Genomic DNA, 23395 nt, shown 5'->3' with positions numbered 1-23395 from the left:
GCAACGATGGTGAAATCGAATGAACAAAGCGATGATAGAGGTCATATACGGAGATATTACGAAGTCCAAAGTAGATTGCATCGTGAATGCAGCCAATACGAGCTTGCTGGGCGGCGGTGGCGTTGATGGAGCAATCCATCGTGCTGGCGGTCCGGAAATATTAGAGGCATGCAAGCAAGTCAGAGCGAAGCAAGGTGGCTGTGCGGTAGGGGAAGCGGTAATAACAACAGCGGGCAGGCTGCAAGCCAAATACGTCATACATACGGTTGGTCCCGTGTGGAATGGGGGTACCAAGAATGAGCAAGAAAAGCTGCAAAGCTGCTATCGGAGCACTCTGGAGTTGGCACAAAGTCATCAGGTCAAGAGCATTGCTTTTCCCAACATAAGCACCGGGATATACAAATTCCCCAAAGTGGAAGCCGCGCAAATTGCTATTCGTACAGTTCAGGAATATATAGATGCGCATGATGGCATCGAGAACATCCAGTTTGTTTGTTTTGACGAAGAGAATTACGAGATTTACAAGAGACAGACGGAAGTATTGTAGGGAAGGCACTCGTTTAGAGTGTCTTTTCTTTTTGCATTGAATTGAGAAAGATGCAGTTTTAATTAAAATTGTGATAAATTTGACTTTCTGTTGCGGTGGACTAGTTTATGATTTGCATGTGGGTTTATTGTATCAAAATATTTTTTAGATAAATCAAACAAAGCGCCTGCCATCTGGATAGGGTTAATTGTTGAATTTAGGATTAAATTGGGAGGCGACCACCGTGGAGAGTTTAAATGAAATTATGCATTTGCACGAAGGCGGGAAATTGGAAGTAACGCTCAAGCATCCGATTCTGAGCAAGGAGGACCTCTCTAAAGTATATACTCCGGGCGTGGCCGAGGTCTGCCAGGCGATTCACGGAGATCAGGAGAAGGCTTACCAGTTGACTACGAAAAGAAATACAGTAGCCGTAATAACGGACGGAACGGCCGTGCTTGGCTTGGGAGATATTGGACCGAGAGCGGCTATGCCAGTTATGGAGGGAAAGGCAGCGTTATTTAAGCAGTTTGCAGGAATAGATGCTGTTCCACTTTGCCTGGATACCACAAATACGGAAGAGATTATTCTCATCGTTAAGGCACTGGCGCCGACCTTTGGTGGCATCAATTTGGAGGATATCGGCTCACCTCGCTGCTTCGAGATTGAAGGGCGCCTTAGACAAGAGATGGATATCCCTGTATTTCATGATGATCAGCACGGAACGGCTATTGTGGTCCTGGCCGGCTTGCTTAATGCACTAAAGGTATGCGGCAAGGACATTCGTCAGGCCAAGATCGTAGTTAATGGGGTTGGAGCAGCCGGTATCTCCATCTCTAAAATGCTGCTTCAGGCGGGGGCGGTGCGTCTGATTGGCGTTGACCGGGAAGGTGCTATTAATCGAAGCGTCACCTATGAGAAGGAACATTGGGCTGAATTTGCCAATATCTCGAATCCGGATAATGAGCAGGGACCTCTATCTGAGGTAATTAAGGGTGCCGATGTATTTATTGGCGTATCCACGCAAGGTGCATTGAAGGTGGAGGACTTGCAAAATATGGCCAAGGACCCCATTGTGTTTGCTATGGCCAACCCGATGCCGGAGATTGACCCGGTGCTTGCTGCTCCTTATGTCAAGGTGATGGCGACAGGGCGCTCCGACTATCCAAATCAGATTAATAACGTGCTTTGCTTCCCCGGCATTTTCCGTGGAGCGCTTGATTGTCAGGCCACGGATATTAACGATGAGATGAAGTTGGCTGCCGCGGAAGCTCTTTCTTCCGTGATTGAGGCTTCGGAGTTGAATGAAAACTACATTATTCCGGACGTATTTGATACCCGTGTTGTGGAGAGAATTCGGATAGCGGTAGTGAAGGCCGCTATCCGTAGTGGTGTGGCTCGTAAAAACCGTCTTGTTGAGGAAGTTGTTGTAGGTTAAGGCAACTCTGTACCGATGGCATTTATATAAATCATGGTTGTAGATTGCCTGTCATGTCCCATAATTTGTGCCAAGAGGTCCACAGGGGTTGTTGCTGCCATAACATAGCCAAATCGGTGACGCAAATGATGAGCTTGAAGCCCTTCAAGATGGGCTGCCTTCATGTATTTCTGGATCAGGTGACGAAGTGCCCGTTCGGTTAAACGATCTCCTGTTTTTTCGGATGAGAATAAATAGGTTGAGTTCGGTGAGCGCTTGGACATGTAGTCCTCTAATACAACACGGCATGCAGCATTTAGAGGGACCTCTCGATAATTATTTCTTACTCCGGATTGAACGATAACATGATGAGAAGGCGTATCCAATCGGATGTCCTCAGGCTTAAGATCACATACTTCCATCGGCCATAACCCCGTGTGAAGCATTAGAAACACAATGGCCTGATCCCGGAGGGAACCATATTGCCTGGTGGCACTAATGAGTGCTTCTTCTTCCTGATTTGTCATCTTTCTCGGTTTTTCCTTGTCTTCGGGTAATAGCTTAACTGGCTTAGAGGGGTCGAGTGCAATGATTCCCTCTGAAGCAGCCCATTCAAAGAAACGTTTCAAAGTAATAAGGCGTCGGTTAATCGTGGCCGGCTTTAATCCCATAGTATCTTGCATCGCTTCCCGATAACGGACCAATGTGGCTGTTGCGATATGATCAATGGGGAGGTCGGTGTTCTTCTCATTATCGTTAGCTGTGAACCAGCCGATGAAATGTTTCAAATCACTTGCATATTCTCTTAATGTTTTGGCACTCAAATCTTTTTGTGTAGTGAGAACATGTATGAAATTTTGAATCACCTGTCCACTTTGCTTGGAAATTTCGTGCGGTTCTTTCATTTGCCATACCTCCGAAGTCTTCTTGACTTACATTAGCGGACATGATATTGTTAGTTTAACCGAAACATTAGCGGACATCAATGATGCATTTTTGAAAAGATCTAATGCTCGAGTTAATACATTTTTGGAGGATTCACATGCAAACAGGTACAGTTAAATGGTTTAACGCAGAAAAAGGCTTTGGTTTCATCGAAATCGAAGAAGGCAACGATGTATTCGTTCACTTCAGCGCCATCGAAGGTGAAGGATACAAGTCGTTAGACGAAGGTCAACGCGTTCAGTTCAATGTGGTTCAAGGTAATCGCGGACCGCAAGCTGAGAACGTATCTAAAGTTTATTAATTTGCTTAAAGCTGCTCTATATGGGCAGCTTTTTGTTTATCTAAGTTTATATTTGCAACCATGACATGGTCGTTGTCTTTCTGTAATTTAATTCATATAAGCGAGGTATCGTATAATGAACAAGGATGAGTTAGTGGCAGAAGTTGCAAAATCCAGTGGTTTCACAAAAAAGAATGCCGAGAAGGCAGTTACTCATGTGCTGTATTCTATTTTTGAAGCTTTAGCGGAAGGGAAAGAGGTCCGGTTGGCTGGCTTTGGGAAATTTGATGTCCGCAGTCGCGAGGCACGTGTTGGAACCAGCAAAAAAACGGGAGAGAAGATTGAAATCCCGGCAGGAAACGTCCCTATTTTTACGGCAGGACTTGATTTGAAAAGAGCTTTAAATAAGTAATGAATGCGATTCAAGGGTAAAATAAAGATGGGAAACCATCAGAAAAGTGGTTATTTATAAAAACCAAAACAAGTAATTTAAACGATAATGTTGTGTTTTCCACGGTGGATGACATTATTCGTTACTATTCTAAGCAACAAAATTTAAAAGAAAAAATTAAAGATATTCATTGCATAGAGGATTGTATGAATAAGGAAGTGAGAATTTGATGGTATATCATCAAACTGTACGGTTTGTGAAGAACAGTCCATGGATACGTATGATTACTGGGATGTTCACCTCAATGACTCTCACGATATGGGGAAGCTGCCTTGTGTTAGGCTGTCTACTATATAATGCTTGTACGAATAGGAATTACATTAGGAAACGGGGCTTGTAATGAAGTCACTACAGCAATTTAATCACTGGAAAAAACAGGTGATTTCTTATAGCAAGCCGGTATTAAAGAAAAGTGTCTGGCAATTAGTAAATAGCATTGTTCCTTTTATACTACTATGGAGTTTGGCTTATATGAGTCTTTCCGTTTCTGTCTGGCTCACATTGGCGTTAATTCTTCCGGCTTCAGGCTTTCTGGTTCGCATCTTCATTATCTTTCATGATTGCTGTCATCAATCCTTTTTTAAGGGGAAGAAAGCAAATGAAATTGTGGGGACGATAACAGGAATCCTTACTTTTTTCCCATTTGGTCAATGGAAAAATGAGCATTCTGTCCATCATGCAACCAGCGGTAATTTATCTCGGAGAGGCACAGGCGATATCTGGACCTTAACAGTCAAAGAATATGCCGACCTATCGGGGTGGAAGCGTCTTGGTTACCGACTCTATCGAAATCCAATAGTTTTATTCGGACTTGGACCTATATTTCTATTTGTATTTGAATATCGGTGGAATCGGAAGGGTGCCAAGCGCAAAGAGCGGCTAAGCACTTACTTCACGAATATCATGATCGTTGGATTGGTGGCTTTACTTGGCTGGTTATTAGGCTGGAAAGAAGTTCTCTTGATACAAGGGGCCATCTTATACTTGGCAGGAGCTGCGGGCATCTGGTTGTTTTACGTGCAACATCAGTTTGAGGATACGTATTTCGAGTATGAGAATGAATGGGATTATATTCATGCAGCCGTACAGGGGAGTTCTTTTTACAAGTTGCCTAAATGGTTGCAATGGATAACGGGGAACATCGGCTACCACCATATTCATCATCTGGTTCCTCAAGCACCCAATTATTATTTGCAGCGCATACACGAAAGTAACGATCTACTGAAGAATGTCCCGGCTATTGGATTTCGTTTGAGCTTGCAATCCCTTCGTTATCGGTTGTGGGATGAGGATAACAAACGTTTTGTAGGCTTAAGGCATGGATCAAGAGCATAGTACTATTGAGGATGGGCGGACCACATGCGGTTCGCTTTTTTATTTGCCTGCTGGAAGGAACGTGCTATTATAACACCATAATTATGTACCAATCCCCGGGAGGATGAAGAGTTATGATGAGAATTCACTATTTGCAGCATGTTCCATTTGAATCTCCGGCCCGCATTGCTGATTGGGCGACGGAGCATGAACATGAGCTAACGGGCACTCTATTATATGAAGGAGTAGATGTTCCTCTTACTTCGGAGTTTGATATGCTCGTCGTTTTAGGCGGTCCCATGGGAATCTACGATGAAGAGCAATATCCTTGGCTGGCACCGGAGAAAGTATTGATCCGTGAGGCTATCGCACAACGCAAGCTGATTCTCGGCATTTGTCTGGGCGCGCAACTGTTAGCGGAAGCTCTTGGGGGAAGAGTCTATCAGAATCCATACAAGGAGATTGGCTGGTATCCGGTGAGCATGAAGGAAGAGTCCGGGGATTCGGTGTTTTTCAAAAAATTCCCGCGTGAGCTGCTACCTTTCCATTGGCATGGAGATACGTTTGAGCTTCCGCCAACCGCAGCGACTGTGGCCTCTAGTATCGGCTGTGCCAATCAGGCCTTCGAATACCAAGGGCATGTGGTTGGGCTGCAATTCCACTTGGAATGCGGCGATGACAGTATAGATAAGCTGCTGGAGCATTGTGGAGATGAACTGGAGCCGGGTGGCCCCTATGTTCAATCTCCTGACGAGATGGTGAAGCAGCCCTCTCTTCTGGCGCAGTCCAATGCGCTTCTGATTGAGCTGCTTCAGGCGATGGAAGAGCGCCATCAAGGCTTGAGTAGCTAGTAGCGTGCTTCGCCTGCACGTTAGGAACCGGCGGGATAGGCCTGCAATACGATAACAGCATTATGACCGCCAAAGCCAAAGGAGTTGGATATGCCAATCCCAAGCTTGGCTTCTCTAGCTTTAAGGGGGACATAGTCCAAATCGCAAGCCGGGTCAGGCTCTTCCAGGTTGATGGTTGGCGGTATAATCCCCTCTTGTAAGGACTTCATCAAGGCTATGGCTTGAACGGCGCCGGATGCGCCCAGCATGTGGCCTGTCATCGATTTGTTCGCCGTCACGGGAATATCGTAAGCCGTCGACCCAAACACCGACTTGATAGCCGCTGTCTCGGAGCGGTCCCCGATCCAGGTGCTGGTAGCATGAGCACTGATAACATCCACATCCGTAGGCTGAATCTTGGCCTCCGCTAAGGCTAACCGCATAGCCCGCGCAGCACCGTTGCCATCCTCAGGGGTGGCTACCATATGATAGGCATCCGAACTGGCTCCATATCCGATAACCTCGCCAAGAATGGTGGCGCCGCGTTGCTGCGCGTGGGACAGTGACTCCAAAATCACCATACCAGCCCCCTCCGACATGACAAACCCGTCACGATGCGCATCAAAGGGCCGACTTGCCCGAGCCGGCTCTTCATTTCGTGTAGAGAGGGCCGTGGCATTGGAGAAGCTGGCAAGCGAGATATCGGTAAGCGACGCTTCCGCTCCGCCGGCGATAATCACATCGGCCCGGCCCGCCTGTATGGAGAAGAAAGCTTCACCGATGGCGGTATTCCCGATAGAGCAGGCAGTAACCGGGGAGAGGGTTGCTCCTAGTGCCTGATATTTGATGCTGATCAGCGCGGCAGCCATGTTGGAAATCATCATCGGAACCAGTGTGGGACTCACTCGTTCCGGCCCCCGCGCAGCCAACGTCTCTGCTTGCTTCATCAATGTCTGTATGCCGCCCACACCTGAACCTACATAGACGCCTAGCCGTTCGTGATTCACTTGGGCTAGATCCAGCTCGGCATGGTTCACTGCTTCCTCTGCCGCCGCCAGCGCAAACTGGCAGAAGCGGTCCATTCGTCGTGCTTCCTTTGCATCCAGGTAGTTGAGGGGATTAAATTCAGCTACAGCCCCGGCAATCTTCACCTTATGTCTGGCCGTATCTAGCGAATCAATATTCCTGATTCCAGATACCCCTTGCAGGAGGTTGGTCCACAGCGTGTCGATCTGATTGCCTAGCGGGGAAATGACCCCTGCTCCTGTAATAACAACTCTTTCCATTTGGACGGATAACCTCCCTTGGTAGTTCTTTTCCTCTATTGAATGTTATAATGGCACATGAGTTATCCTATTACAAGTTGTACATTATACTGGTATAAATTCTGATGGAAGGAGCTATTTACCGTGCAGACCGATGCTAGAAGGCAGGTTCTATCCGATTTTCTCAAGAGTAAAAGGGCCAGAATGACTCCCGAATCCGTAGGACTTCCCGCGGGTTCTCGTAGAAGAACGCCAGGCCTTCGCCGGGAAGAGGTAGCTCAATTGGCTGACGTAAGCACGACCTGGTATACCTGGTTGGAGCAAGGAAGAGATATTCAAGTATCTGCATCGGTCCTGGATGGCATCTCCTCAGCGCTCCAACTAAATGCGGACGAGAAGCGTTATCTCTATTCATTGGCCCTTGAGAACACTTCGGACAAAGACAAATATGTGATGGAACCTGAGGGAGTACAACTTAGTTCTTCTTTGCAAAAAATGATGAGCGAGTTGAAATATTGTCCTGTCCTGATCACTGACCGCAAATGCAATATTGTCGGCTGGAACAAGGCGGCGGCCTATGTGTTTGTGGATTTTGAGCGAATTCCGTCAGAAGAGAGAAATGTGATCCGGCTGTTATTTACCCGTCAGGAGTTCCGCCGATTAGCGGTGAATTGGGAACAATTCTCCGGTGGATTTCTATCGATGTTCCGCAGCTATTACGGTCAGTATGTTGAGGATCAATGGTATGAGCAGTTCATTACGGAGATGAAGGAAGCCTATCCGGAATTTCGGGAAATGTGGGAGCAAAGCGAGGTCAGCTATGCACCCGATGTTCATCTGGAGTTCAGACATGCGAAGGCGGGGAAAATGGTATATGAATTAACCTCCTTGAAGGTGTACGGTCCGGATGATCTGCGTTGCAGCATTTATACCCCAACGGCGGGAACGCCTACGGAAGCGAAACTACAGCAGTTACTGGAGCCAACTGAATAAATAAGATTGACAAGAACAGAGCCTATTAATATAATGTTATTCGTATCGATTACGATTAAATGAATGGGTTCTGTTTCGTGCATACCGGCGCAAACATTCAGCGAGCGCCTTTTTTATTGCGCTAAAATCGTAATAATTACATATAAAAGGGAGAGACATGACGCATCGACAGTATTTCAAGCTTGCCATACCGCTCATTTTATCCGGTCTATCGGTCCCGCTGTTGGGCGCGGTGGATACGGCCGTTGCAGGTCGACTGGAGCAGGCTGCTTATATTGGTGGCGTGGCGGTAGGTAGTCTCATTTTCAACAATATGTATTGGTTGTTTGGCTTTCTTAGAGTAAGTACAACCGGGTTCACGGCCCAAGCCTTAGGAGCGAAGCAAGACGATCAGCTTGCTTATGCCTGCTTCAGGCCGATGCTGATTGCTTTGGTAATGGGCATAATCTTAATCATTGCCCAGAAGCCCATCCTTCTGGCCTCCATGCAGTTAATTGGGGGGAGTGAAGCGGTGCTTCAGCAAGCTAGCATTTACTTTAACATCCGGATCTGGGGCGCGCCGTTTGCTCTAATCAATTATGTGATCACCGGCTGGCTGCTGGGCATGTCCAAGGTCAAGTGGACCCTGGTCTCTCAACTGCTGGTGAATGTGCTAAATATGCTGCTTAGCATCTGGTTCGCCTTGGTGTTGCAATATGGAGTGGCCGGGATTGCCGTTGCTACCCTGGTGTCCGAAATCTTTGGCGTGATCATCGGCTTGCTGATTATGCGGTATAGTGGCAGATTGTCCCTGGAGCATCTACAGATAGGGAAGCTGTTCCAGCCGGGACATCTGAAGAGGATGCTGGTAGTTAACCGGGATCTCTTCTTGCGAACAGTCTGCTTACTGATCATGACAAGCTTGTTCATGGCCCAGGGAGCGCGCATGGATGAGACGACACTGGCGGGTAACGCGATTCTGTTGCAGCTTCACTACTTACTGGCCTATGTGTTCAGCGGACTGGCGAACGCCTCCAGCATTATTGCCGGACGAGCGGTAGGTGAAGGCAGCCACCAGGGCTATCGCCGGGCTTACTCATTGTCGGCAGTGTGGGGCGTGATGTTTGCCGTATTGCTAGCCTTGCTGCTGCTAAGCTTTCCAACCGGGATCATCTCGTTCTTCACAGCGAACCCCGAGGTACAGCTAGTGGTGAGAGAGCATATGATTTGGATTGCCTTATACAGTATAGCCGGTGTATGGGGCTTGCAGCTTGAAGGCATCTTCTCGGGAGTAACCCAAGTGTGGGCGATCCGCAACGGCATATTCATTTCGCTGCTGATCTATGTTCCCGTGCAGTGGCTGGCAGTGATCTACTTGGGCAACCATGGGCTATGGCTCGCTTTTGTCACCTTCCATCTCATGCGTACCGTATGTACTTCGGTATACACAAGGAAGGTAGAGCGGCTGGTTTGTATTAAATAACGATTATTCAGGAGGATACGATGAAGACGAAATGGTTAGCAGGACTTATAGCATTACTGATTCTGGTGGCAGGCTGCGGGCAGCAGGCCAAGCAGACGACACAGGCTTCAGGGGAGAAGAAGAATGAGTTGGTATTTGCCAGCACCAAGGATATCCGGGATATCAACCCTCACCTGACAGGCGGGGAATTAGCGGCACAGAATATGGTGTTCGAATCACTGGTTGTCAACACGCCCGAAGGTGTTCAGCCGAAGCTGGCTGAGAGCTGGGACATTTCGGAGGATGGACTGACGTATACGTTCAAGTTGAGAGAAAATGTTGTATTTAATGATGGGGAACCATTTAATGCCGAGGCGGTCAAGCAAAATATTGATGCCGTCGTCGCCAACTATGAGAAGAATGCCTGGCTGAATCTGGTTCAGGTCATTGGCAGCACCGCCGTCGTAGACGAGCACACCTTTGTATTGACCTTGAAGAATCCGTATTATCCGACGCTGGAGGAGCTAGGCCTTACCCGGCCGTTCAGAATGATCTCGCCGAACAGTTTTATCGATGGGACTACCGCGAATGGCGTGAATGGCTACGCCGGGACCGGCCCTTACCAGTTAGCCGAGCATAAAGACAATCAGTATGCGTTGTTTACGATCAATGAGCATTACTGGGGAGATAAGCCGAAGATCGGGCAAGTCCGCTGGAAAGTGATGCCGGATCATCAGACGATTCTGCTGGCCCTGCAAAATGGGGAGATCGACCTGATCTTTGGGGCGGATGGCGATATGCTGGATGCCAATGCCTTCACCTCCTTGCAGGAGCAAGGCAAATACATTACGAAGATCAGCCCGCCGTCAGGCTCGCGTTCCATTCTGCTGAACAGCAAGCGGGAGTTCACCCAAGACAAGCTGATTCGTGAAGCACTGCAATATGCGATTAACAAGCAGACGATTGCAACTGGAATCCTTAATGGTACGGAACAAATTGCTGATGTGCTCATGTCCAAGTCCACACCCTACGCGGACATCGAGCTTACGGCCCGTCCTTACGATGTGGCCAAGGCGGAAGCCTTGCTGGACCAAGCCGGGTGGGTCAAGTCCGAGGATGGGTACCGTTATCAGGAAGGCAAGAAGCTAAGCCTGATGCTCTCCTACAATTCGGACAATGCCCAGGAGAAGACGATTGGCGAATCGATGCAAAATGATCTGAAAGCCATCGGTGTAGAGCTGGAATTGCTGGGCGAGGAGAAGCAGGCCTATTTTGACCGGCAGAAGTCAGGGGAATTTGATCTGCAATATTCCTTGTCCTGGGGACTTCCTTATGACCCTCAGACGTATGTGTCCACTTGGCGTGTACCATCCCATGGCGACTATCAGGCGCAGGCTGGCCTGGAGAAGAAGGAATGGCTGGATCAGACGATTGGGGAAGTATTGGTAGAGCAAGATGAAGCAGCACGGGCCGATAAATACGAGCAAATCTTCAGCTACGTGCATGAGGAAGCAGTATATTTGCCACTAACCTATTCCGTCGTGAAGGCGATCCATTCCGAGGCGCTTCATGGCGTGACATTTAACGTATCGCAATATGAAATTCCATTTGAACTCATGTATTTTGAGTAAGCGAAGAGTGATTCTATCATGAAACAGTATTTGACCAAACGGATATTGGGCACGTTCCCGCTGCTGATCCTGGTTACCTTTATGGCCTTCGTGCTAATCAACTTGCGGACCAGCGATCCGGCGGAGATTGCCCTGCGCGTCAATCAGATTACGCCAACTGAAGAAGTTGTGCAGCAGATGAGGGAAGAGCTGGGCTTGGATGATCCCTTTCTCATTCGCTATAAGAACTGGATACTGAATAGCCTGCAAGGGGACTTTGGCAACAGCTATGTGAACAAGAAGCCTGTCCTGGAGGAGTTGCAGCAAGCCATTCCCCCTACCCTTCAATTAGCCGGGGTTACGCTGCTTCTGATCGTTATATTTAGCATTTCCATAGGCATTATCTGCAGTATCTTTGAAAATCGGTGGCAGGATCGCTTCCTGCGAGGATTTATCTTTGTGCTGGCGGCGATGCCAAGCTTCTGGATTGGCTTGCTGCTAATGTGGTACTTCTCGGTCTACCTGGGCTGGCTGCCGACCAGTGGCATGAATGGACCTGCTTCTATCATTCTGCCAGCCTTGACCTTATCCCTGACCTTCTTGTCTACGTATGTCAGGCTGATTCGCAATAATATGATTCAGAATGCAAGCGAGAATTTTATTCTCTATGCCAAGCTGAGAGGGCTTCGGCAAAGTACGGTCGTCTGGAAGATATTTGCGAATTCCATTCAATCCTCGCTAACGGCCTTTGGCATGTCGATTCCGCGTCTGATCGCGGGGACGGTCATTGTGGAGAACATTTTTGCGTGGCCGGGGATCGGGCGTCTGTGCGTGAAGGCGATTTTCAATTCGGATTATCCGGTTATTCAAGCTTATATTCTGATGATGGCGGTTCTATTTATTGTCTGCAATTTATTAGTAGATATTTGCATTGTCATGATCGATCCCAGATTGCGGAGGGAAGCCAAATGAGTTACTTCAAGCGTCTTAGGCAGGATAAGCTGGGCATGTTGTGTCTGGTCTTTCTGGGCCTTATCTCTCTGGCAGGACTCCTGGCGCCGCTGCTTGCCCCGCATGATCCCACACTGCTTCGGGTCGATATGAAGCTGGCGATGCCAAGCGCCGAATATCCGCTAGGAACGGACCATCTTGGAAGATGCCTGCTTTCCCGGATTTTGTTCGGTATTCGTACCACGTTTTTCTATGCCTTTCTGGCTATGGTAGTCACGATCCTATCCGGAGTCGCCTTCGGCATTCTAGCCGGTTATTCCAACGGGAAAGTTCGGGAAGTCATCTTGCGCGTATGCGATGTAATGTTGTCCTTTCCCTCGGAAGTCATGATTCTGGCCATCGTTGGCGTGCTGGGGCCGGGAATCTTGAATATCGTCATTGCGAATATCCTGTCCAAATGGGCGTGGTATACCCGGATGATCTACAGCAGTGTGCAGCAATATCGTTCCAAGAACTATGTGAAGTTCGCTCAAGTTCATCAGGCGTCTTCGTTATACATTATGAGAAAGCATATCGTACCCGGTATTGCCGGAGAGGTGACGACTCACTCAACCCTGGAGATGGGTTGGGTCATTCTTAGCATCTCGTCATTGTCCTTCCTGGGACTGGGCGTACAGCCGCCCACACCTGAATGGGGCATGATGCTGAACGAAGCCAAGAATGTGCTGTTTACCCATCCGTGGCAGATGATTCCTGCTGGCTTGACCATTTTGCTGGTCGTCGTGGCGCTTAATTTCCTGGGAGACAGCATGCAGCAGGCGATGAATGCCAATTCATATTTGACCAGCCACAAGCCACAACGCAAGCTGCTCCGAATCGGGACAGGAAGGAAGATGGATAGTGCTACTATTGAGCGTAAATAAGCTGAACATCAGGGATCAGAAGACGGGCAAGACAATCGTCCGGGATGCTTCCTTTGCGGTGCAGGCTAATACCTGTTTGGGTATTGTGGGCGAGAGCGGCAGCGGGAAGTCCATGACCGTCCGGGAAATCCTGGGTGTCAATCCGCGCTGGATTCAATCTGACGGTGAGATTTGGTTCGAGGACCGCGATATTTTGCAGGATGATGAGAAGCAGCGCCGGGCCCTTCGTGGCCGGAAGATCAGCATGATTCTCCAGGATGCGATGACAGCCTTTAATCCAATTGAGAAAATGGGCTACCAGATGCGTCAAACCTTTGTCCAGGTCCTGAAAGTAACGAAGAAGGAAGCCGAGCGATTGAGTCTGGACAGCCTTAGAACGATGAACTTCTCTGACCCTGTCGCCGTATATAAGAGTTACCCTCATGAGCTGTCGGGCGGGATGCTTCAACGCTGTATGATTGCTATCGCTCTCGTCTTGAAGCCCAGCCTGATTATTGCCGATGAGCCAACAACTGCGCTGGATTCCATTAACCAACTGGAGGTCGTCAAGCAGTTCCAATACCTGAAGGAGCTTACAGGCACAACGCTGATCCTCATATCCCATGATTTGGGCGTAGTTCAGCGGTTAGCTGATCATGTCATTGTGATGAAGGACGGAGAGATCGTGGAGGACGGTACGGTGGCGAACGTGTTTAATGAGCCACAGCATCCTTACACTCAATATCTGGTCAACACACGTCTGCAATTATCGGACAGCTATGTGAAGACACTGCAAGCAGGGGGAGTTTGAGACCATGATTCAAGTTGAGCATTTGCAGAAGAGCTATAAATCCAGCCGTGGATTCTGGGGGCGCAGCCGTCAGGACGTGCTGACAGATGTCAGCTTCCACCTCAATGATGGAGATTGCTTGGGGATTGTGGGGGAGAGCGGCAGCGGCAAGAGTACGTTGTCCCGTATCCTGCTTGGTCTCGAAGCCTATGATGGCGGGAGCATCCGGATCGACGGCCTGCCCCATCACAAATGGATCAAGCAGAACAAAGGGAAGTTTAGCGTCGTGTTTCAGGACTATCGAACCTCGGTGAACCCGAACTGGACCATCCGGCAAATCGTAGAGGAGCCGCTTCGCATGCTGCATGGCGGTGAGCAGAAACAGAAGCAGACCAGTAACGAATCACTGATTGCTGAGTTGATGGAGCGGGTGCAATTGCCAATGGAGTATTTGGACAAATACCCGCATGAACTAAGCGGCGGACAACTGCAACGGATCTGTATTGCACGAGCCTTGACTACGCGTCCCCGTTATCTCATTTTGGATGAAGCCATCAGTTCATTGGATGTTTCCGTACAGTCACAGATTCTTACCCTGCTTAAGGAACTGCAAGCGGACTTTCAATTAACGTATCTGTTCATTGCCCATGATCTCCAGGCGGTTGCCTATCTGTGCAATCGGCTGGCCTTCCTGCGGGATGGGGTTATACTGGAGGAACTGGATTGCAATCACTATACCTGTGCCAAGAGTGAGTATGTGAATCAGTTGGTGAGTTCGGTCCTGCCGTTTGAATCGGGGTTCACTCGCACTCGGGAAGGACTAACTTCCTAGCTCCGGGCTTCCCTATATATAATGTAAAAAAACAGCCTCCACCGCCCTTGTTCGCAAGGGAGGGTGGAGGCTGTTTGTGATTGGCGGATAGAGTCTAATTCGGCTTAATCCGCAGACGCTTCCTTGAGAGCCTCCTGCTGCTGGATTCGGCTCGGCCAGAAGGCGGCGTTGCCGAGCAAGGAGGTCAGGGCCGGTACGAGAAATGGTCTGACGATGAAGGTGTCCATCAGTACCCCGATGGCAGTAATGAACCCGAACTGGACCAGCACTTGAATGGGCATGGTGGCGAGGACGGCGAACGTTGCTGCCAGAATCAGCCCGGCGGAGGTAATGACACCGCCCGTTTCGGCCACCCCTTCCTTAATTGCTTGCTTGAGCGGCATTCTTTTGGCTTTCTGCCAAATGCTTGAGATCATAAAGATGTTGTAATCCTCACCAAGTGCGATCAGGAAGACAAAGGAGTACAGAGGGATAGAACCCTGAATGGCCTCTACACCAAATCCATAATGCAGAATAATCCACCCCAGTCCAAGTGCCGCCGCATAGGACAACAGAACGGTCAGAACCAGGTAAGCTGTGGCCGTCACGGAGCGCAAGTAGACCAATAATAAGAGGGTAATCAGAGCGATGACCAGGGGAATAATAACCCTATTGTCACGGTCGTTTACCGCTTTCGTATCATATTGCTCCGCCGTTTGGCCAGATACCCACACGGACTCGTGGGCCTGAGCAACACCGTCCGCTTCCAGAGCTGCTGCTGCCACCTCGCGTAGCTCTGGTATAGCTTCCATAGCCTCCAGAGAATAGGGATTGATGGCAAGCACGACGCTATAAGAGGAATAGGCCGGATCAGCAGTACTTACTTGAGCTTCTCCAACATGGTCTACCGCTGGATGGGCCAGTAACGCTTCCGTAAGATCAGGTCCATCCTTGGCGACTACCGTTACCGGCGCCAATTCCCCGGGTGTATAAGCTTTGGCGATTTGTTCAAATCCTTGGCGGGATGGCATATCCTTCGGAAAGGACGACAACAAATCATAGGTAAAAGAAATTTGGGTAGCGAAGGTCGCCAGTATGCCAAGTACCATGATACAAGAAACAACGACGGTCCACGGTTTGGTGACAACAAGCTTGCCAATGCGTGCGCCCCACGCGCGTTCCGGATTTCTCGGCTTGTAGGTTTTCCCTTTCTGGGCTGCTCGGGCTTGCTCTTCCTCAGGCGTACGCGGAATGAACGGGAAGAAGGCGGCCCGGCCGATAATCGAGAGCAAGGCGGGAACCAGGGTCAGACTGGCGATCATCATCACCAGAATGGACAAGCTGAAAGGCACCGCGAAGCGTTCGTAGGCGCCGTATTTGGCGACGAGCAGTGCCAGCAGCGATAACACGACCGTAAAGCCGCTCATGGCAATCGCTCCCGAGGCGCCCTGGAAGGAACGGCGCAGAGCGCTGGTGCGTCGGCCATCATGCAACAACTCCTGCCGGAAGCGGGTGATGAAGAACAGGCAATAGTCGGTTCCTGCGCCGAAGAGCAGCACGGTCATAATCGCAATCGCCTGAGAATCGACTACAATCCAGCCTTCCCGAGCCAACCAGCCCAGAATGGGACTTGTTACTACATAGGCAAATCCGACGCCAACCAGTGGAATGATCGCCAGAATAGGAGAACGATAGATCAAGAGTAAGAGTACCAGTACAAGCAGTACGGTGGCGACCAATAGGACGAAGTCGGCACCTAGGAACAGATCCGTGGCATCCACAGAGATTCCTGCGGGTCCGCTAATGCGGAGGCTTAGCTCACCGGAAGTGCCGGGAGTCACGGAGAAGGGATCGCTGTCTGCTGTGTCCTTGACCCGTTCTTGTAGCTCATGTAAGCTTTCCTTGAGCACTCCCGTCTCTATTCCTTCCTCGAAGATGATCGGTTGCACGAACGTGCTGCCATCCTCCGAGGCCATTTGTGCCAGAGCAGGAGGCGGAAGTCGATGAAGAGGGACCAGAGCTCCTTGGCCTTCAAGAGGCGATTCCTCTAACTGTTGTGAAATATTTGCGATGAGACCATAATCTTGTTCATTCAGACCCTCGGCGCGTTGCCAGACAACCAGAGCAGGGAAGCCGGACTCTCCGGGGAAATACTGCTCAATTACGGCCGCAGCCTGCAAGGAGGGGCTATCAGCCGGAAGATTGGGCGCATTATTGCGTTCTTCGTCGCCTACAGCCGGCAAGAAGATAGTTAGTAGAACCGCGATGGCAATCCAGGCGAGAAGTGTTGCCCAGCGGGCCTTGGGCCCAGTAAACCAAGTTCCAATTTGCTTGAACATCATAATCCTTCCTTTCATCATCGATCAGGTATCGTATACAATATAATTGTGAATACAACAATTATATATACCGGAAGGTTAATTAATCAATGCTTTATTTTAAATTTTGTCTACATAGGAGGATCAGGCCTTGAACAAACCAACGGGCAAACGTAAGCCAGGCCGCCCCAAAGCAACCGAATCCCCACAAACCATGGTGCAAATTATGCGTACCGCCTCCTATCTCTTTATGGAGCAGGGCTTTGAGAAGGTATCGCTGGAGACCGTGGCCAAGGCCTGCGGCGTAACGAAGGCCAGTGTCTATTATTACTTTAGCAACAAAGCGATTTTATTTACCAAATGCTTGGTATTCGTGCTGAAGATTGCGCGTGATCAGACCGCAACCATCATCCAAGGTCCGGGTACGTTGCAGGAACGTCTGCTGGAGGTGGCTATCAAGCATATGCAAAATACCCATGTCGACTTTGAGACGATGATGCGTGAGGCCTCGCCTGGTTTATCCGAGGAACAGATTGCCGAGATCAGAGAAGGCGAAGGGTCGCTGCATACCGTATTGGAGCAGGCTTTTCAGGAAGCGATACAGCAGGGGGAGATTACGCCCTGTGATCCTTTACTACTGTCACATTTGTTCGTAGCTATGCTGACGGTCCGCAACCGGAAGGAAATCATGAACGATCAGCGCACGGTGGAGCAGGCTGCTTCCGATATCGTCCAGTTGCTATGGGGAGGATTGGCTCCGCGTTGAGCAAGATGAGGGGCAATTGGGAAAGATTTATATGGTTAGCAGAGCATCAGGTCGCAAGGCCAATAACAAATTAAAGGAGTACGTTCATGTCGAGTTCGAAATTAGTAGAAGTGGCCTACGAGAAAATCCGCCAAAGTCTGCTTAACGCGGAATATTCCCCGGGCACGTTATTGTCCGAGAGTGAGTTGGCTCTGCAACTGAACATGAGCCGAACGCCGATCCGTGATGCGATTCGGTTGCTGGAGAGAGAAGGCTTTGTTAAGACCTTAACTAAACGTGGTGTCCAGGTGAATACCATCGAAATCAAGGATTTGTTTGATATTTTCGATGTGTTGACGGCATTGTATTTGTTCACTCTTGATATCGTGGAGCAACATGATGATGAGATCAATCTGCCAGTTATGAAGCAGTACTTGGAACAAATCATCGAAGCCAGCGAGCAAAGAAAATATCGGGAATACTATGAGAGCTGCATGCTATTTATGAGAACTTTGCTGAAAACGATACATAATCCCCATATGCTGCAAACCTTTGATTCCTACAGGGATAAAATATTGTTTTATGTTGTGGCCCACCGCTCTCATACTAATCCGAATCGGCCTTATACCGGGAAGAAGACCTACACCGAAATTTATGAGCGTCTAGCGGCAGGCGATATAGCAGGAGCGAAAGCCCCAATCATCAATTCCAAGTGGCAGCTTAAAGACGAATTGCTTAGAGCTGGACGAGAGTAATCGAATATTGCATACTCCCCCGGGATCACTGGTGAACAGATTCAGCCAAGTGATTCCGGGTTTTTTGGCGTGTTGATGAATGAAGCAAGGCATGTTTACAGAAAAATAATCTGAGTTTAACATTCATCTTACATTCAAGATATATGATTCTTGTATGCAAGATTGCGAATTTGAAAAAATGGAGGTCAAAAATGGAGCCGGTCAGATTTATTCACATCACAGATACGCATCTTAATGCCCCCGGGAATAAGCCTTTGTTCAAGCAAGCCGATATGGCAGACAAGCTTCGCAATGTATTCTTACATATGCAGGCGTCGCAATGCCAGCCAGCCTTCGTGCTAATTACTGGAGATTTGACTCATGATGGAGATAAAGAGGATTACGCCTATTTCCGTAGCCTTGTTGACGAAGCCTCATCATCTTTAGGTGTCCCTATCTATGTGGCGCTGGGCAATCATGATCATAGGGAGCCCTTTCGCGAAGGTTATCTAGGTGAACAGGCTTCTACGCAGCCTTATTATTATGCCCTGACGATTGCGGGAATGCGGTTAATTGTCTTGAACTCTCAAGTGGAGGGTCGCCACCATGGGGAGATCGATCAGCAGCAGATGGCCTGGCTAGCGGAAGAGTTGCAGGAGTCTGCGCCGCTGGGAACCGTAATTGCGCTGCATCACCCACTGCTGAACGTCAACATTGCTTCGGCTGGACAAATGCTTGCCAACGCCGAGGAACTGGCGGGTGTACTTAAGGAGGGACATGTGACCGGCATCTTCGCGGGTCATGTGCATTCAAACAACGTAGGCACTTATGCCGGGATGCTTAGCGTCGCTTCCAGTGGTACAGCCTTTAGCGGAGAAATGATCGATGAGGGGCTGTTACGCTTGTATGATAGCTGCAGCTATAATATCGTCACTGTCTCACCAAGCACTACCACGGTTGAGTTAATTACATTGCCTGCAACCGATAGGGAATTTCATCGTTACAATCCAGCACTACACATGGCATAGCAGCCCACATACTAGGAGGTCATTCCTTTGTTTAGACAGAAAATTACTTCAGGAGTTCTTGTTACCTTTATTCTTGCTCTTATTCTTACGGCGTGTGGAACTTCAGGCAGCAATAATGCCCCTGCCACTAATGCTGGTCAAGGCTCTGCAGCAAATTCGTCCCAAGGCAATACAGGTGAGACGGACAAAGAGATTGTCATCAGCTTCTACAGCTATATTCTTGGTAATTCCAAAGGCGGACAAGGCGCTCAGAAGCTGATTGATGAATTTGAAGCTGCTCATCCGAATATTCGGATTGAAGGGGTACCTGTCCCTGTGGCGGATTTATTAGGCAGGGTACAAGCGGACGTTGCGACCGGAACACCTCCCGACGTGGCTCAGCTTGGCTTTGGCTGGATGGACCTGATTGCGAATGGTTTTGGTGCAGTTCCGCTGGAGTCGCTGGTTACCCAGGAAGAATGGAACGCCAACTTTGAAGGCTTCTCTCCTAAAGGTATGGAGCTTGGCAAATACGATGGACATACGTATGGCTTGCCATTTACGTTCAGCACGCCTGTCTTGTTCTACAATGCGGACTTGTTCCGCCAAGCGGGGCTGAGTCCGGATCAACCGCCTGTAACCTGGGATGAAGTCAAAGAAGCGGCATTGCAAATCAATAAGGTCACGGGAGCGGAGGGCGTTCACTTCTCAGGTTTGACACCAACTACAGGGGATTGGATTGTACAATCATTGATTGGTAGTAACAGTGGCAAGATCATCTCGGAAGACAGAAAGACCTTGCAATTTGATTCGCCAGAAGCGATTGAGGCCATCTCGATGTGGCGTGGTCTCGTGGACAGCGGGGCGCACGACAAATTAAATGACAATGAAGCGATGGAAGGGATGATTCAAGGCAAGCTTGGGATGTTTGTTATGACCAGCGCCATCCAGGGCTCCTTGCTCAAAGGAGCGGAAGGAACGGGCTGGGAGCTTCGGTCCGCTGAAATGCCAGCCTTCGCCGGTAAGCCAACGACACCAATGAACTCCGGAAGCGCCTTGTTCATTCTATCTCAGGACCCGGAGAAACAGCAGGCAGCTTGGGAATTTCTGAAATTCGTGACTAGCAAACGAGGTTATTCGATCATCACGTCGGAGATTGGTTACTTGCCGCTTCGTCCGGAAATTCTGAACGAAGAGGAATATTTGAAGGATTGGGCAGCCGAGCATCCGTTGATTGAGCCCAACATTCGGCAGTTGGACCGCCTGACCCCGGCCGAAGCTTTCCCAGGTGCTAACTTTAGTCAAATTGCTACGATTCTGATGAATGCAGTACAGACATCGGTGCTGTCTAACGCAGATGTGGCAGAGACGCTACACGCGGCCCAGGCTGAAGCGCAGAAGCTCATGCCATGAAGACGCAAGCACCGATAGCTGTTCATCAACAGGGGAATCAGAAGAAGGGCGAGCATTCAAGAAGGGATGCAACCGGACAACAGGCTACCCGCCTGTTGTTCCGAGTTATCTCTCGGGTGCAGCCTTACTTGTATGTGCTTCCCGCTGTGTTATGTATTGCGTTTTGGCTGTACTGGCCATTGCTGCAGACGTTTCGCCTTAGTTTCTTTGAATGGAATTTACTGCCTACTACGCCGCAGAAATTCGTCGGTTTACTGAACTATGAACGTATTCTTGGCCTGCCCGACATGAGGACGGCAATTGGTAATTCGCTCATTTATATGCTTGGCATCCTGCCCTTTTCCCTGATCCTGCCGCTAACGATTGCCATAGGAACGGAGAGGTTAGGAAGAAGAGCCAAGAACACGTACCGGATGCTGATCTTCTTTCCTATGATGATGGCTCCTGTCGTTGTTTCGGTGGTTTGGAACTGGATGCTGCATCCCCTGAATGGGATTGTGAATCAGGCACTGCGTCAAGGATTTCATCTGGCGGAACCCCTGAGGTTTCTGTCTGATGAACGGTTTGCCCTCTGGACCATTCTGATTATTACGGGCTGGAAGATCATTGGATTCAGCACATTGATTATTTCTTCGGCCCTAACGGGCATCAACAAGGACTATTACGAAGCGGCGATGATTGATAGAGCTAGTCGCTGGCAAACCATTCGTTATATCACGCTGCCACTTTTATCGCCGACCCTGATTTTCATTTTAATGCTCAGCATTCTGTTTTCTTCGGAATGGAGCTTTGCTTATATTAACGTCCTGACTCAAGGTGGGCCTTCCAATGCCACGTTGAATATTTATTATTTGCTGTGGGTCTACGGTTTCAAGTCGTTCTCCATTGGCTGGGGTTCAGCCGCGGCAGTCTTGTTCTTCCTCGTCTTCGGTCTGATCGCGGGGTTATTGACCAAATTAAGCAACCGCTATTCGTTTTATGACGAATAAAGCGGGTGGAGAAGGAGTGACATCATGAACTATCGTAAATTAACCCTGCGCTCCCTTACCAAACATGCGGTAATGCTGGCATTAAGCTTGTTTGCGGTCTTCCCTTTCTACTGGATGATTATATCCTCGTTCAGAACCGAAGCCGAAATGTATTCCTCTGCCTTATGGCCAAAGCATTGGACCTGGGATAACTATGCCGACGTGTGGCGGATGATTCCGATGCTAGATATGCTTGGGAACTCTACTGCAATGTCGGTAGCACAAACTTTCTTTCAACTGGGAACTGCCATTCTGGCGGCTTATGCCTTTTCCCGATGGACTTTCCCTGGCTCACGGGTGCTATTCCTGATGTTCGCGCTCACGTGGCTTATTCCATTCCAGGTAACGATGATTCCCAATTACGTTACGATTTCCGCCTGGGGCTGGCGCAACACGCTACAGGGGTTGATTGCTCCCAATCTGGTATCTGCGTTTGCCATCATCTCCATGACGCAGTCCTTCAAGGCATTCCCCAAGGGAATTACAGAGGCGGCACTGTTGGATGGAGCGTCAAGCTGGTCGATCTTATGGCGGATGTATGTCCCCAATATGAAGGCGTCCATCGCTTCCCTAGGTATTTTATTGTTCATCAATTCATGGAACGAATATTTCTGGCCACTCTTGCTCACGAACAAATTGGAGAACACGGTCATTCAAATTGGGCTCCAGATGTTCATGTCTAGCGATGGAAATGCATGGGGCCCGCTAATGGCCGCTGCCGTGATTACGAGTGTCCCGATCTTGGCGGTGTATCTGATGCTACAACGTCAGATTGTGGATTCTTTCGTCAAGATGGGCTTGAAATAACATACAGACGAGGTATAGCATATGCAAATGCATGATAAAAGCTTGAAGAGGATCGTAAGGCTGGAGGGAGCGGTTAACTTTCGTGATATGGGAGGTTGTCTGACGGAGGATGGATATCAGGTCAAATCTGGTCTGCTCTTTCGTTCGGACCAATTGACCGCTTTAACCGGGCAGGATTTAGAAATTATTCGAAAGCTGCAACTGCGGACGATATTGGACTACCGGGGAGAAGCCGAGGCACATAGCCATCCCACCCCAATCATGGAAGGGGTTCATTACCGCCGCATTGAGGCTATTGCCCTTGCGGCGCGTACTGGCACGGATGTTGGCGACCGTACGCTTCTGGACAGGCTGCTGGACCGGGATACGATGATTAATATGTACGCCAGGCTTCCCTTTGCCAATCCCGCCTACCGCTTCTTGATGGAAGCCATGGGTGACCCGCAGCGACAGGCCTTGCTGCATCACTGCGCGGGAGGCAAGGACAGAACAGGCATCGGTGCGGCTCTTATGTTGAAGCTGCTAGGTGTCTCCGATGAGGACATTCTGGAGGATTATCTCCTGACGAACGAGATGCTTGGGCCTAAAGCTCAGTTCTTGTATGAGCGGTATTGCGAGACGATGACCCCAACACAGCAGGAATGGTTCCGGGATACCTTCTATGCGTCAGAGGATTATCTGGCTGCAGCCTGGGTCGCGGTCCTTGGCAGGTATGAGAGCTGGGATCATTATTTCGCCGCTGAGTTCAACATCGATGCTTCCGTGCGTGAGCGGATTCGCAGCATGTATCTGGAATGAGAATATACGCGCTAACGCC

The 23395-nt window shown here is 49.3% G+C and carries 23 protein-coding genes; 20 read left to right on the top strand and 3 right to left on the bottom strand.

Going from position 1 to position 23395, the window contains the following annotated elements:
* Positions 1-19 precede the first annotated feature (19 nt).
* Both BN3279_RS21500 and BN3279_RS21495 read left to right on the top strand, forming a co-directional pair.
* Complete coding sequence (locus tag BN3279_RS21500) at positions 20-547, top strand: O-acetyl-ADP-ribose deacetylase (protein ID WP_198343587.1); 528 nt, start codon at positions 20-22, stop codon at positions 545-547.
* A 244-nt stretch (positions 548-791) separates the two neighbouring features.
* Positions 792-1964, top strand: a complete 1173-nt coding sequence (locus BN3279_RS21495) for an NAD(P)-dependent malic enzyme (protein WP_232436929.1) — start codon at positions 792-794, stop codon at positions 1962-1964.
* Here the strand turns inward: BN3279_RS21495 and BN3279_RS21490 are convergent.
* Positions 1961-2848 (bottom strand): tyrosine-type recombinase/integrase, encoded by an 888-nt coding sequence (locus BN3279_RS21490; RefSeq protein ID WP_059053832.1) that lies wholly within the window; start codon positions 2846-2848, stop codon positions 1961-1963. The genes BN3279_RS21495 and BN3279_RS21490 overlap by 4 nt on opposite strands.
* A 137-nt stretch (positions 2849-2985) precedes the next feature.
* On the opposite strand from BN3279_RS21490, the gene BN3279_RS21485 reads away from it, so the two are divergent.
* From BN3279_RS21485 to BN3279_RS21470, 4 genes are all read left to right on the top strand, one after another.
* The gene (locus BN3279_RS21485; protein WP_018750746.1) at positions 2986-3189 is read left to right on the top strand and encodes a cold-shock protein; all 204 of its coding nucleotides are present in this window, start codon (positions 2986-2988) and stop codon (positions 3187-3189) included.
* A 115-nt stretch (positions 3190-3304) separates the two neighbouring features.
* Complete coding sequence (locus tag BN3279_RS21480; protein ID WP_059053830.1) at positions 3305-3580, top strand: HU family DNA-binding protein; 276 nt, start codon at positions 3305-3307, stop codon at positions 3578-3580.
* A gap of 378 nt (positions 3581-3958) precedes the next feature.
* Positions 3959-4954: a Delta(5) desaturase DesA gene (locus tag BN3279_RS21475; RefSeq protein ID WP_059053828.1), complete on the top strand. Its 996-nt coding sequence runs from the start codon at positions 3959-3961 to the stop codon at positions 4952-4954.
* A gap of 113 nt (positions 4955-5067) precedes the next feature.
* Positions 5068-5784 carry a type 1 glutamine amidotransferase gene (locus BN3279_RS21470; RefSeq protein WP_232436904.1) on the top strand — a complete coding sequence of 239 codons (717 nt, stop codon included), beginning with the start codon at positions 5068-5070 and terminating at the stop codon, positions 5782-5784.
* Positions 5785-5804: 20 nt separating this feature from the next.
* On the opposite strand, the gene fabF is transcribed toward BN3279_RS21470, so the two are convergent.
* Positions 5805-7049, bottom strand: a complete 1245-nt coding sequence (gene fabF, locus BN3279_RS21465) for a beta-ketoacyl-ACP synthase II (RefSeq protein WP_059053826.1) — start codon at positions 7047-7049, stop codon at positions 5805-5807.
* 123 nt (positions 7050-7172) lie between these two features.
* Here fabF and BN3279_RS21460 point away from each other — a divergent pair, with 123 nt between their 5' ends.
* The 7 genes from BN3279_RS21460 (at position 7173) to BN3279_RS21430 (ending at position 14547) form a co-directional block, all read left to right on the top strand.
* The gene (locus BN3279_RS21460; RefSeq protein ID WP_059053824.1) at positions 7173-8021 is read left to right on the top strand and encodes a helix-turn-helix transcriptional regulator; all 849 of its coding nucleotides are present in this window, start codon (positions 7173-7175) and stop codon (positions 8019-8021) included.
* 157 nt (positions 8022-8178) lie between these two features.
* Positions 8179-9483 carry an MATE family efflux transporter gene (locus tag BN3279_RS21455; RefSeq protein WP_059053823.1) on the top strand — a complete coding sequence of 435 codons (1305 nt, stop codon included), beginning with the start codon at positions 8179-8181 and terminating at the stop codon, positions 9481-9483.
* A gap of 20 nt (positions 9484-9503) precedes the next feature.
* Positions 9504-11093, top strand: coding sequence for a nickel ABC transporter substrate-binding protein (gene nikA / locus BN3279_RS21450; protein ID WP_059053821.1), 1590 nt, complete (start codon positions 9504-9506; stop codon positions 11091-11093).
* An 18-nt stretch (positions 11094-11111) separates the two neighbouring features.
* On the top strand, positions 11112-12044 hold the full coding sequence (gene opp1B / locus BN3279_RS21445) for a nickel/cobalt ABC transporter permease (RefSeq protein WP_059053819.1): 933 nt from the start codon (positions 11112-11114) through the stop codon (positions 12042-12044).
* Positions 12041-12946: a nickel/cobalt ABC transporter permease gene (gene opp1C, locus BN3279_RS21440; protein WP_059053817.1), complete on the top strand. Its 906-nt coding sequence runs from the start codon at positions 12041-12043 to the stop codon at positions 12944-12946. Before opp1B ends, opp1C begins: the two co-directional genes overlap by 4 nt.
* The gene (locus BN3279_RS21435) at positions 12924-13736 is read left to right on the top strand and encodes an ABC transporter ATP-binding protein (RefSeq protein WP_059053815.1); all 813 of its coding nucleotides are present in this window, start codon (positions 12924-12926) and stop codon (positions 13734-13736) included. The genes opp1C and BN3279_RS21435 overlap by 23 nt, the downstream gene beginning before the upstream one ends.
* A 4-nt stretch (positions 13737-13740) precedes the next feature.
* Positions 13741-14547 (top strand): ABC transporter ATP-binding protein, encoded by an 807-nt coding sequence (locus BN3279_RS21430; RefSeq protein WP_059053813.1) that lies wholly within the window; start codon positions 13741-13743, stop codon positions 14545-14547.
* A gap of 104 nt (positions 14548-14651) precedes the next feature.
* On the opposite strand, the gene BN3279_RS21425 is transcribed toward BN3279_RS21430, so the two are convergent.
* Positions 14652-16865 carry an MMPL family transporter gene (locus tag BN3279_RS21425; protein WP_232436903.1) on the bottom strand — a complete coding sequence of 738 codons (2214 nt, stop codon included), beginning with the start codon at positions 16863-16865 and terminating at the stop codon, positions 14652-14654.
* A gap of 130 nt (positions 16866-16995) precedes the next feature.
* On the opposite strand from BN3279_RS21425, the gene BN3279_RS21420 reads away from it, so the two are divergent.
* From BN3279_RS21420 to BN3279_RS21390, 7 genes are all read left to right on the top strand, one after another.
* Positions 16996-17610: a TetR/AcrR family transcriptional regulator gene (locus BN3279_RS21420; protein WP_059053810.1), complete on the top strand. Its 615-nt coding sequence runs from the start codon at positions 16996-16998 to the stop codon at positions 17608-17610.
* An 86-nt stretch (positions 17611-17696) separates the two neighbouring features.
* Positions 17697-18344 (top strand): GntR family transcriptional regulator, encoded by a 648-nt coding sequence (locus BN3279_RS21415; protein ID WP_059053808.1) that lies wholly within the window; start codon positions 17697-17699, stop codon positions 18342-18344.
* Positions 18345-18535: 191 nt separating this feature from the next.
* Entirely contained in the window at positions 18536-19351 is an 816-nt protein-coding gene (locus BN3279_RS21410) for a metallophosphoesterase family protein (protein ID WP_059053806.1), read from the top strand.
* A 27-nt stretch (positions 19352-19378) separates the two neighbouring features.
* Positions 19379-20743, top strand: a complete 1365-nt coding sequence (locus BN3279_RS21405; RefSeq protein ID WP_059053804.1) for an ABC transporter substrate-binding protein — start codon at positions 19379-19381, stop codon at positions 20741-20743.
* A complete protein-coding gene (locus BN3279_RS21400) occupies positions 20740-21732 on the top strand; it encodes a carbohydrate ABC transporter permease (protein WP_082673161.1) in 993 nt (330 codons plus the stop codon). Before BN3279_RS21405 ends, BN3279_RS21400 begins: the two co-directional genes overlap by 4 nt.
* Before the next feature lie 24 nt (positions 21733-21756).
* Positions 21757-22578 (top strand): carbohydrate ABC transporter permease, encoded by an 822-nt coding sequence (locus BN3279_RS21395; RefSeq protein WP_059053802.1) that lies wholly within the window; start codon positions 21757-21759, stop codon positions 22576-22578.
* Between the two features lie 42 nt (positions 22579-22620).
* Positions 22621-23376 (top strand): tyrosine-protein phosphatase, encoded by a 756-nt coding sequence (locus BN3279_RS21390; RefSeq protein WP_187377828.1) that lies wholly within the window; start codon positions 22621-22623, stop codon positions 23374-23376.
* Positions 23377-23395 lie beyond the last annotated feature (19 nt).

The sequence above is a fragment of the Paenibacillus senegalimassiliensis genome, assembly GCF_001486585.1.
Lineage (GTDB): Bacteria > Bacillota > Bacilli > Paenibacillales > Paenibacillaceae > Fontibacillus > Fontibacillus senegalimassiliensis.
This window is presented reverse-complemented; position numbering and strand designations above follow the sequence as displayed.

Coding starts and splice junctions, on each gene's coding strand:
- BN3279_RS21480 (WP_059053830.1), top strand. CDS start 3,305: ATGAACAAGGATGAGTTAGTGGCAGAAGTTGCAAAATCCAGTGGTTTC.
- BN3279_RS21415 (WP_059053808.1), top strand. CDS start 17,697: ATGTCGAGTTCGAAATTAGTAGAAGTGGCCTACGAGAAAATCCGCCAA.
- BN3279_RS21410 (WP_059053806.1), top strand. CDS start 18,536: ATGGAGCCGGTCAGATTTATTCACATCACAGATACGCATCTTAATGCC.
- BN3279_RS21455 (WP_059053823.1), top strand. CDS start 8,179: ATGACGCATCGACAGTATTTCAAGCTTGCCATACCGCTCATTTTATCC.
- fabF (WP_059053826.1), bottom strand. CDS start 7,049: ATGGAAAGAGTTGTTATTACAGGAGCAGGGGTCATTTCCCCGCTAGGC.
- BN3279_RS21395 (WP_059053802.1), top strand. CDS start 21,757: ATGAACTATCGTAAATTAACCCTGCGCTCCCTTACCAAACATGCGGTA.
- BN3279_RS21475 (WP_059053828.1), top strand. CDS start 3,959: ATGAAGTCACTACAGCAATTTAATCACTGGAAAAAACAGGTGATTTCT.
- BN3279_RS21470 (WP_232436904.1), top strand. CDS start 5,068: ATGATGAGAATTCACTATTTGCAGCATGTTCCATTTGAATCTCCGGCC.
- opp1B (WP_059053819.1), top strand. CDS start 11,112: ATGAAACAGTATTTGACCAAACGGATATTGGGCACGTTCCCGCTGCTG.
- nikA (WP_059053821.1), top strand. CDS start 9,504: ATGAAGACGAAATGGTTAGCAGGACTTATAGCATTACTGATTCTGGTG.
- BN3279_RS21485 (WP_018750746.1), top strand. CDS start 2,986: ATGCAAACAGGTACAGTTAAATGGTTTAACGCAGAAAAAGGCTTTGGT.
- BN3279_RS21490 (WP_059053832.1), bottom strand. CDS start 2,848: ATGAAAGAACCGCACGAAATTTCCAAGCAAAGTGGACAGGTGATTCAA.
- BN3279_RS21425 (WP_232436903.1), bottom strand. CDS start 16,865: ATGTTCAAGCAAATTGGAACTTGGTTTACTGGGCCCAAGGCCCGCTGG.
- BN3279_RS21400 (WP_082673161.1), top strand. CDS start 20,740: ATGAAGACGCAAGCACCGATAGCTGTTCATCAACAGGGGAATCAGAAG.
- opp1C (WP_059053817.1), top strand. CDS start 12,041: ATGAGTTACTTCAAGCGTCTTAGGCAGGATAAGCTGGGCATGTTGTGT.
- BN3279_RS21430 (WP_059053813.1), top strand. CDS start 13,741: ATGATTCAAGTTGAGCATTTGCAGAAGAGCTATAAATCCAGCCGTGGA.
- BN3279_RS21495 (WP_232436929.1), top strand. CDS start 792: ATGCATTTGCACGAAGGCGGGAAATTGGAAGTAACGCTCAAGCATCCG.
- BN3279_RS21500 (WP_198343587.1), top strand. CDS start 20: ATGAACAAAGCGATGATAGAGGTCATATACGGAGATATTACGAAGTCC.